This window comes from Arthrobacter sp. SDTb3-6 (genome assembly GCF_013376095.1).
Lineage (GTDB): Bacteria > Actinomycetota > Actinomycetes > Actinomycetales > Micrococcaceae > Specibacter.
This window is the reverse complement of the sequence record NZ_JAAMFN010000070.1, coordinates 1-9262: the sequence shown is the minus strand read 5'-3', so window position 1 is coordinate 9262 and position 9262 is coordinate 1. Positions and strand designations below refer to the sequence as shown.

The window sequence follows — 9262 nt, the reverse complement described above, 5'->3', positions numbered from 1 at the left end:
CACCGTCACGCCGCGGCCGTCAAGGCCGGCTGCCGCGCCGGCCTCATAGGCGTTGCGCAGCTGCGGCCCGGTGTAGCCACAGGGCGCATACGGCAGCGTGTCGCCGTCGAACTGGGGCAGCACCGTGCCGTCCGGGGTGGCCAGCGTGGTGGGGTTCTGGTCGCCGTACCAGTGCGAGCAGACCGGCGCATTGCGGAACCCGGCACTGGGCGGGGACGGCTTCTGGGTCTTCGGTTCCACGATGGAGGCGGTGGTGTCCAGTCCCGAGACGGCAATGATGGATGCCGCAACGGAAGCCGGCGCCGTCGCGGCGCCCGTGGGCGCCTGCACGCTCAGGCCGTCGTGGCTGAAGTTGGCGATGGTCACGCCGAACGCCTTGTCGGCGGCACGCACGTTTCCGGTGACATCGACGAAGCGGTGGTTCGCGTCCACTTTGACGCTGAGGCCGGAGCCCGCCAGCCACTTGTCAACGGCACCAACGGTGGCCGCCGTGGCATCGAACTGTGCATGGTATTGGGAGGGGGTGAGGAAATGATGGCTGCTGGATGCGGCGGTTGCCGCGGCCTGCAGCGCCTTGAGGCCGCCCTCCGGGGCCAGGTACACCCGCGCTGAGACGCGGGCATTCGGGGAGGCCGCGCCAAGGTTCTTTCCGTGGGTGAGCCAGCCGGGTGATGAGTTGGGAATCGGTTCCGGTGCCGGGGCGGCGTTGGCGGCGCCCGCTCCGGTGACCGCCGCCACGACAGCGGCGACGACCACCATGGACACTCCGAGGAAGTGTTTTCGCATTCCAGGTTCTCCTGACAGTTGGAAGCGGCCTTCGCGACTGTAGTCGGTGGCTCGCTGGGTCCACGTTAAGACTTCCCGGCCCCCGCTGGCAATGGTGGGATTTGCGCAGCCTGAGGTGGCCGTTGGATCACGCGGCAGGTCAACTTCCCGGGCACGGACAGGGCAGCAGGCGTGAAGGGCCGCGGCACCTACCTGCACGACCCCGCCGGGGAAGCGAAGCAGGTGGTGGCCGTCCCGGCGTCGATCCCGGGGGGAGAGGGAACCGGCCATCTCCGCCCAGGGCGGCGGCAGCCGCCTGGACCCGCTCGTGCAGGGTTATTCGAGCGCCTACCTTGCGTGCGACGTCCTCCCGGCGGCCGGTGCCGTGGTGACCGCACTCCTGTTCCGCGGCCGGGCGCACAGCACCGGTGCCTCCGCCTTCCCGGGGCAAGCACATGTAAGGGCGGCGGGCCGCCGGTCCTTGACCGGTGCAACGGCGAATCCCGTTGGAACAATCCATCCACCACCCCTTGACGAACAGCAAACGTAAGCGCAGACTTACGTTCGTGGATACTTACCGATTGGACAGTGCCTGGGATGCGCTGGGGGACCGGACCAGGCGCGGGATCCTCGAGTGCCTGGCCCGGGGCCCGTGCGCCGTCGGGGAACTGGCCGCCGCACTGCCGGTCAGCCGGCCGGCCGTGTCCCAGCACCTCAAGGTGCTCAAGGACGCCGGCCTGGTGGTTGACCGTGCGGAGGCAAACCGGCGCATCTACCGGCTCAACCCGGCCGGGATGGGGGCCTTGCGGGACCAGCTCGACACTTTCTGGAACCGGGCGTTGGGCAATTTCCAGGCCGTTGTGGAGCAGAGGGACGGGGAGGGGCAATGACCGCCCAGGAGGCCGCGGTGGTGCGCAGGCGGGTGGTAGTCGAGGCGCCGGTTGAGCGCGCCTTCGCCGTCTTCACCGGGAGGTTCGGGGATTTCAAGCCGGCCGAACACAACCTCCTCCATGCCCCCATCGCCGAAACGGTGTTCGAGCCGAAGGTGGGCGGGTACATATATGACCGCGCCGTGGATGGCAGCGAGTGCCGGTGGGCCCGCATCCTGGCCTTTGAGCCGCCGGACCGTGTGGTGTTCAGCTGGGACATCGGCCCGCGCTGGGAGCTCGAGGGCAACCCGGAGAACACGAGCGAAGTCGAGGTGCGCTTCGTGGCGCTCACCCCGCAGCGGACCCGGGTTGAATTGGAACACCGGCACATCGACCGGCACGGGCCCGGCTGGCAGGCGGTTGGCGACGGGGTGGGCGGCGGTGCCGGGTGGCCGCTGTACCTGGCCCGCTATGCCGGCCTGGTGAAGGAGGGCCGTTGAATGCCGGCAATAACAACAAGCGTGGACGTCGACAGGCCGGCGGCCGGGGTTTTCAGCTACGCCACCGATCCGGCCCACTTTAATGAATGGCAGCAGGGCGTCGTCAGCGGCTCCATGGGCACGCCCGGCAGCCTGCAGCTCGGCTCGCTGTGCCTGACCACCCGCCGCATCGGCTTGCGCAACCGCACTGGCACCGCCGTCGTCACGCGGCTTGAGGTGCCGACGGCGTGGAGTGTCCGCGGCACCGACGGGCCCATCCGGGCCAACGTAGACCTGACCGTGGAGCCGCTTGGCGCCGATCGGTCCAGGGTAAGCATTGCCGTGGACTTTGAGGGCCATGGAATCGGAGCCCTGCTTGTGCCGCTCGTGGTCCGCCGTCAGGCCCGGCGCGAGATGCCCGGCAACCTGGCCGCCCTCAAGCGGCGCCTGGAGGGCCGCCGGGATCCCACGGCCGGCTGACGTGCTTCGATGACAGTTTCTTGCCGAGGGTCCAGGGGCCAGCGTGCAGGATCAGGCTGCTACATCTCACCTGAGGGCCGCCGGCGAAGCTGTTTCGTCGCGGAGCGCTGGACCTTCGCAGCCTGATGGCGCCGTTTCGAACCCCCCGTCGGCCTGGTGGGACGGCGCCTTGGTGCATCGGGTGCCAGGCCCGCGGCGACAAGTCCGGCCAGCTTGGCCAGGGCGGTCTCGCGGTTGCGCAGCTGGGAACGCTGCTCTGAAGCGGTGACGGTAATGACGCCGGCAATGAGCCGGCGCCCGAGGCGGGCGGACAGCAACGCACGCTGGCCTTCGGTCACGGCAGCGGATCCGGCCACGTTCCAGGACAGCTCGACGCGGCTGTCGGAGGTGTTCACGTGCTGCCCGCCCGGCCCCGAGGAACGTGAAAACCTCCATTCCAGCTCCGACGCCGGGATGGTCAGCACGGCCGACACCTCAAGATCCATGCACCCAGTCTTGCACGCCCGGCCTTGGCGCTACGGGCCCGGCCTTACCGGCCGGCGGCGACGTCGCTGGAGATGAGGGCCGCGGTGCGCAACAGTTCCTGGCGCACCCTGGCCAGGAATGCGGCCGGATCCGCCTGGGCGCTGACGCCCTGGGCCTGCAGGGAGACGTTGACGGCTGCGGCCACCTTCCCGGCGGCGTCGTGCACCGGGGCAGCCATGGACATCAGGCCGAGTTCCAGTTCCTGGTCCAGCAGGCACCAGCCCTGGTCGCGGACTTGATCGAGCACCCGGCGTAGTTCCGCCTCCGTGGACACGGTCCGCGGGGTCATCGGCGCAATGTGGTGGTGGGCAAAATATCCGTCCAAGGCCGCCGGCGCCATCCCTGCCAGCAGCACCCGGCCCATGGACGTGGCGTGGGCCGGAAAGCGCGTCCCCACCGTGATGCCCACGCTCATGATGCGCCGGGTCGAGACCCGGGCAACATAGGTGATGTCGCCGTCGTCGAGCACTGCCGCCGACGTCGATTCCCCCAGCAGGGCCGAAAGTTCCTGCAGGTGGGGCTCCGCCAGCTGGGGCAGGGACAACGCGGACAGGTACGCATAGCCGAGCTGGAGCACCGCCGGGGTCAGCGAAAAGTTCTTCCCGTCGGTGCGCACGTAGCCCAGTTCCACGAGGGTGTGCAGGAAGCGCCGGGACGTGGCGCGGGTCAGCGCCGTGCGTTGGGCCACCCCGCTCAGCGTCATGACCGGATGGTCGGCGTCGAACGCGCGGATGACGGCCAGCCCGCGGGCCAGCGACTGCACATATTGGTCGCTGGCCACGGGCGGGGTGGTCTGCGGCTCCGTCATCCCACCGCTGCCATTTCCAGGGGCACCGGGATGCGTTCGCGCAGTTCCGCCAGCGTGGTGCCGAAGGTTTCGCGCACCCGCACGCCGTCCGCGGTGATGAGGAAGACGGCGTCGTTCGTGTAGATCCGGGTGACGCAGCCGACGCCGGTGAGCGGGTAGGTGCACGCCTCGACGAGCTTGGACGAGCCGTCCTTGGCGAACAGGCCCATCATGACGTACACCTCCTTGGCGCCGGTGGCCAGGTCCATGGCGCCGCCGACGGCGGGGATGGCGTCGGGTGCGCCGGTGTGCCAGTTCGCGAGGTCGCCGGTCGCGGAGACCTGGAAGGCGCCGAGCACGCAGACATCCAGGTGGCCGCCGCGCATCATGGCGAAGGAATCTGCATGGTGGAAGTACGACGCGCCGGGCATCTCGGTAACGGGGATCTTCCCGGCGTTGATCAGGTCCGGGTCAATCTCGTCGCCGTGGGCTTCCGGGCCCATGCCGAGCATGCCGTTTTCCGTGTGGAGGGTGACGGCCTGCTCGGGGCGCAGGTAGTTGGAGACGAGGGTGGGCTGTCCGATGCCGAGGTTGACGAAGGAGCCGGCCTTGATGTCGGCGGCCACCAGGGCTGCGAGCTCCTCGCGTCCCAGGCGGGTGCCGGTGGTGTTTTCGGCTTGCGTGTTCACTGCTGTGCCTCGTGTTCTGCCGGTGCGCCGGCGCCGATCTGGACAATGGTGTTGACGTAGATGCCGGGGGTGACGATGTTTTCCGGGTCCAGCGCCCCGGTGTCCACGATGGTGCCGACCTGGACGATGCTCGCCGTGGCGGCGGCCGCCATGATGGGGCCGAAATTCCGGGCCGTCTTGCGGTAGAGCAGGTTGCCCGCCCGGTCCGCGATGTGCGCCTTGACGAGCGCATAGTCGGCGTGGATGGGGGTTTCGAACACGTGCCCGCGGCCGTCGATGATCCGGGTTTCCTTGCCCTCGGCGAGCATGGTGCCGTATCCGGTGGGCGTGAAGAAGCCGCCGATCCCGGCCCCGGCAGCCCGGATCCGCTCGGCCAGGTTCCCCTGCGGGACCAGTTCCAGCTCGATCTCCCCGGCCCGGTAGGCCGCGTCAAAGTGCCACGAGTCGGACTGCCGGGGGAAGGAGCAGATGATTTTGCGGACGCGGCGTTCCTTGATGAGCAGGGCCAGTCCGGCGTCGGCCTGGCCGGCGTTGTTGTTGACCACGGTCAGTCCGGTGGCGCCGCATTCGAGCAGCGCGTCGATGAGTTCCATCGGCTGGCCGGCGTTGCCGAAGCCGCCGATCAGCACGGTGGAATTGTCCCGGATTCCCGCAACGGCCTCGGCCGCGGAGCTTGCAATGGTGGGCATGTTCGTTCCCTTAGTTCGTGGCGGTGTGGTTGGTGGCGACGTTTTCGAGCACAACGGCCAGGCCCTGCCCCACGCCGATGCAGATCGCGGCGACGCCCCACCGTTGCCCGGAGGCCTGCAGGCTGCGGGCCAGCGTGCCCAGCAGCCGGGTGCCGGATGCGCCGAGCGGGTGGCCCATGGCGATGGCGCCGCCGTGCTGGTTGACGATGGCCGGGTCGATGTCCCAGGCGTCCAGGCAGGCCAGCGACTGGGCGGCAAACGCCTCGTTAAGTTCGACGGCGCCCACCTGGCCCCAGCCGATCCCCGCCTTCGCGAGTGCCCGGTTGGCTGCCTCGACGGGCCCGTAGCCAAAGAACTGCGGGTCCACGCCGGCTGCGCCGCGCCCGGCGATGCGGGCCAGCGGCTCCAGGCCCAGGATGCCGGCGGCTGCCTCGGATCCCAGCCAGGCCGCGGACGCGCCGTCGGAGAGCGGTGAGGCGTTGGCGGCCGTGACGGTGCCGCCCCCGGGTCCTTCAGCCTCCTTGCGGAACACCGTCTTCAGCCCGGACAGCGTGGCCGCCGTCGAGCCGGGGCGGATGCCCTCGTCGCGCAGCAGGTCCGTGCCGGGCACCACGGTGGTGAGGTTGTCGTAAAAGCCGCTGTTCCAGGCCGCATCGGCCAGGTTGTGGGAGTTCGCCGCGAATTCGTCCTGGCGGTCGCGGGTGATGCCGTATTTCTCGCGCAGCTGTTCGGTTCCTTCGCCGAGGGATACCGTCCATTCGGCGGGCATGGCCGGGTTGACCAGCCGCCAGCCGAGGGTGCTGGAGGAGAGTGCCAGGTCCCCGGCCGGATAGGGGCGTTCCGTCTTGGGCAGCACCCAGGGGGCACGGCTCATCGACTCGGCGCCGCCCACGAGGACCACGTCGGCCTCGCCGGTGTTGATTTGGCGGGAGGCGATGATGGCCGCGTCAATGGAGGAGCCGCAGAGGCGGTTGACGGTCGTGCCGGGGATGGACGTGGGCAGGCCCGCCAGGAGGGTGGCCATGCGGGCCAGGTTCCGGTTTTCCTCACCGGCGCCGTTGGCATTGCCAAACACCACCTCGTCGATCCGGGCCGGATCCAGCTGGGGTGCCCGGGCCACGGACTCGTGCACTACATGGGCGGCGAGGTCGTCAGGCCGGACCCGGGCCAGGCCGGAGCCGAACTTGCCAAACGGGGTGCGGACAGCGTCGTACAGGTACGCCTGGTTCATGGGGGTTAGTCCTTTGGAGTGGTGGGGTGGGGGCCGGCATCCTGCCCGGCGTCGAGCACGGCGAAGACCGCCTGGGCCGTCTTGAAAGCGGTGTTGGCGGCAGGGACGCCGCAGTAGATGGCGGTCTGGAGGAGGATTTCCTTGATTTCGTCCCGGGTCAGGCCGTTGCCGAGGGCCGCCCGGACGTGCATGGCGAGCTCGTCCCAGTGGCCGTGGGCCACCATGGCGGTGATGGTGACGGCCGAGCGCATCTGCCGGCCCAGGCCGGGCCGCGTCCAAATGCCGCCCCACGCGATGCGGGTGATCATGTCCTGGAAGTCGGCCGTGAAGCCGTCCATGGCCGCATTGGCGCGGTCCACGTGGTCCGCGCCGAGGACCTGGCGGCGGACGGCCAGGCCGGCGTCGTACACGTCCCGGGTGGTGGCTTCCGGCTGGACGGCGCCGTTGCGGTCGGGGGAGGGTGTGGTGGTCATGCCCTGCCCCTTTCCATGAGGCCGCGCAGCAGGTCGGCGACCTCGGCGGGCGCTTCCGCCGGTGCCAGGTGGGAGACCTGCAGAAGGGTCACGGCAACCGCAGGGGGGGTGTCCGGGGCACTGACTGCGGCGGCGCCTGCGTTGATGGCGTCCACCATTTCCTGGACCATTTCCGGCGGGGCCACGGTGTCTTCGACGCCGGCCACGCCCAGCATCGGGGCGGTGATCCGGCCGAGGTCGTTGCGGACGTCAAATCCCGCCAGCGCGCCGCAGCAGTGCGCGTAGCTGAACCTGTCGGCGTCGCGGAGGGCGTTCAGCAGCCTGCTGGCCAGGGCGGGGTCGCGCTCCATGGACCCTTCCGCAAACCAGCGTTGTGCCGAGCCCTGGATCATGACGGGCGTGCCGAGGGTGCGCACCGTCCCGGCCCGTTCGGTCCAGGCCTCGGGTGTGCCGAGCTTGGGGCCGGAGCACTGCACCGAGAGGCTGAGCAGCCGTGCATCGTGGTCGATTCCCAGCTGCAGGCCCACGGCCCCGCCCAGGGAGACGCCGGCGTAGTGGAAGCGGGCTCCGGGGGCGATGGAATCCACCAGCGCCACCACGGCGTCCGCGAGGCCGGCCACGGTAAAGGGTGCCTGGGATGCGGGGGAGATCCCGTGCCCGGGCAGGTCCCACGCCACCACGTCCACCTCGCCGCCCAGCAGCACGCCGACCTTCTCCCACAGCACGGAGGACGTCCCGAGGGAACACCCCACCACCAGCAGGGGTAGGCTGCCGAGGGGGCGCTGCGGTGACAGCAGCACCGCCCTGATCTCGGGAACGCGTGTCTCCACGGCGGTCCCGGCGCGTGTCTCATTGCTCATGGCTTGCTCCTTCCGGCACCCACTGGGGGTATGCGGCAAATAGTCGGTCAATGATGCGGCTGCCTTCGCCCAGGTAGCTTGCGGGGTCGAGCAGGGCATCCAGTTCGTCGTCGGCAAGGCGCTCCCGCGGCACCGCGGCCCGCAGCAGCCGGGCAAATTCGGGGCCCTGCTGCGCGGGCGGGGCCTGCAGGGCCTGGTCGACGACGGCCTGGAAGCGTGCCTTGCCGCCTCCGTCGGTGTCGAGCAGGGGAACGACGGCGGCACCAACCCCTTCGCTCAACAGCAGCGGCCCGCTGATCTCGAGGTTGCGGCGCATGGCGGCAGGGAAGACCCGGAGGCCTTCCGCCAGCTCGCGCAAGGCGGCCGCGGCACCGCCTGCCAGTTCCAGCAGCGTGCGCAGGGCGTCCCACTCCGTGTGCCAGGCGCCGTCCGGGCGCTCGTCCACGGACAGGGCGGCGGCCAGGTGGAGCTGGGCGGCGTGCTGCGGGGCGGCCAGCGCTGCGCTGCGCACCAGGACGGACAGCACGGGGTTTTGCTTTTGCGGCATGGCCGAGGACACGCCCCGCCCGGCGGCCCGGGGTTCAGCCAGTTCGCCAAATTCCGGGCGGCTGAGCAGCAGGACGTCGTTGGCGGTTTTGCCTGCCGTGTCCGTGAGGGCGGCCAGGGCGTCGCCAAGGGCCGTCACCGCGGTCCGGTTGGTGTGCCACGGCGCCGGTGCCGCCGCCAGGCCCAGTTCCTTGGCCCACGCGTCGGCGAGGGTGAAGGGGTCCGTCCCGGTCTTGGCGGCCAGCACGGAGCCTGCCGCCAGGGTGCCGGCGGCACCGCCGAACTGTGCGGGAAAGGTGACTGCATCCAGGCGCGTTGCGGCCGCGGCGAGGCCGTGGAACCATTGGGCCGCCTTCAGCCCGAAGGTGGACGGCAGGGAGTGCTGGGTCAGCGTCCGGGCCGGCTGCAGGGTGCCGGCATGGGTGCGGGCCAACCGCGCCAGGGCCGCGGCGGCACGGGCCATGTCCACGCGGATCAGGGCCACGGCGTTGGCGGCGAGCAGCATGAGCGCCGTGTCCAGCACGTCCTGGCTGGTCAGCGACGCATGGACCAAGGCGGCCGCCCGGGGATCCCGTTCGGAGACCTGGGCCCGCAGCCGGGCCACGATCGGGATGACGGGGTTGCCGCCGCCCTGCGCCGCGGCTGCGATTCCGGCGGGGTCGAAAGTATCCCCTTGGGCTGCCCCGCGGACCGTGGCGGCGGTGCCGGCCGGGGCCAGCCCGGCCGCCTCCAGCACCTGCACCCAGGCGGTTTCCGCCGTGAGGACGGACCCGACGACGGCGGCGTCGTCCGTTGCCTGCCGGCGGGTCGGATCTGCCGCGACCGGGGAGAGCAGGCCAAAATTTCCGGGCACGGTGTTCACGCCCCCT

Annotated in this window: 12 protein-coding genes; 3 read left to right on the top strand and 9 right to left on the bottom strand. The window is 70.5% G+C overall.

The window, feature by feature from the left end:
- A partial coding sequence (locus tag G6035_RS18915) for a protease pro-enzyme activation domain-containing protein (protein ID WP_218063369.1) occupies positions 1-786 on the bottom strand: 786 nt, incomplete at its 3' end.
- A gap of 545 nt (positions 787-1331) precedes the next feature.
- Here G6035_RS18915 and G6035_RS18910 point away from each other — a divergent pair.
- Genes G6035_RS18910 through G6035_RS18900 form a run of 3 tightly spaced genes read left to right on the top strand, consistent with a single transcriptional unit; the run spans position 1332 to position 2593 of the window.
- Positions 1332-1655, top strand: a complete 324-nt coding sequence (locus tag G6035_RS18910; protein ID WP_176618651.1) for a metalloregulator ArsR/SmtB family transcription factor — start codon at positions 1332-1334, stop codon at positions 1653-1655.
- Positions 1652-2134, top strand: a complete 483-nt coding sequence (locus G6035_RS18905; RefSeq protein ID WP_176618650.1) for an SRPBCC family protein — start codon at positions 1652-1654, stop codon at positions 2132-2134. Before G6035_RS18910 ends, G6035_RS18905 begins: the two co-directional genes overlap by 4 nt.
- Entirely contained in the window at positions 2135-2593 is a 459-nt protein-coding gene (locus G6035_RS18900) for an SRPBCC family protein (protein ID WP_176618649.1), read from the top strand.
- 59 nt (positions 2594-2652) lie between these two features.
- On the opposite strand, the gene arfB is transcribed toward G6035_RS18900, so the two are convergent.
- From arfB to G6035_RS18860, 8 genes are read right to left on the bottom strand one after another with little or no spacing between them, the layout of a single operon-like run.
- Complete coding sequence (arfB, locus tag G6035_RS18895) at positions 2653-3078, bottom strand: alternative ribosome rescue aminoacyl-tRNA hydrolase ArfB (RefSeq protein ID WP_176618648.1); 426 nt, start codon at positions 3076-3078, stop codon at positions 2653-2655.
- 44 nt (positions 3079-3122) lie between these two features.
- Complete coding sequence (locus G6035_RS18890; RefSeq protein WP_176618647.1) at positions 3123-3926, bottom strand: IclR family transcriptional regulator C-terminal domain-containing protein; 804 nt, start codon at positions 3924-3926, stop codon at positions 3123-3125.
- Positions 3923-4594 (bottom strand): 3-oxoacid CoA-transferase subunit B, encoded by a 672-nt coding sequence (locus tag G6035_RS18885; RefSeq protein WP_176618646.1) that lies wholly within the window; start codon positions 4592-4594, stop codon positions 3923-3925. The genes G6035_RS18890 and G6035_RS18885 overlap by 4 nt, the downstream gene beginning before the upstream one ends.
- On the bottom strand, positions 4591-5283 hold the full coding sequence (locus G6035_RS18880) for a 3-oxoacid CoA-transferase subunit A (protein ID WP_176618645.1): 693 nt from the start codon (positions 5281-5283) through the stop codon (positions 4591-4593). Before G6035_RS18880 ends, G6035_RS18885 begins: the two co-directional genes overlap by 4 nt.
- Before the next feature lie 10 nt (positions 5284-5293).
- Positions 5294-6514 (bottom strand): thiolase family protein, encoded by a 1221-nt coding sequence (locus G6035_RS18875; protein ID WP_176618644.1) that lies wholly within the window; start codon positions 6512-6514, stop codon positions 5294-5296.
- A 5-nt stretch (positions 6515-6519) separates the two neighbouring features.
- The gene (gene pcaC, locus G6035_RS18870; RefSeq protein WP_176618643.1) at positions 6520-6987 is read right to left on the bottom strand and encodes a 4-carboxymuconolactone decarboxylase; all 468 of its coding nucleotides are present in this window, start codon (positions 6985-6987) and stop codon (positions 6520-6522) included.
- The gene (locus G6035_RS18865) at positions 6984-7847 is read right to left on the bottom strand and encodes an alpha/beta fold hydrolase (RefSeq protein ID WP_176618642.1); all 864 of its coding nucleotides are present in this window, start codon (positions 7845-7847) and stop codon (positions 6984-6986) included. The genes pcaC and G6035_RS18865 overlap by 4 nt, the downstream gene beginning before the upstream one ends.
- On the bottom strand, positions 7837-9255 hold the full coding sequence (locus G6035_RS18860) for a lyase family protein (protein WP_371131073.1): 1419 nt from the start codon (positions 9253-9255) through the stop codon (positions 7837-7839). Before G6035_RS18860 ends, G6035_RS18865 begins: the two co-directional genes overlap by 11 nt.
- Positions 9256-9262 lie beyond the last annotated feature (7 nt).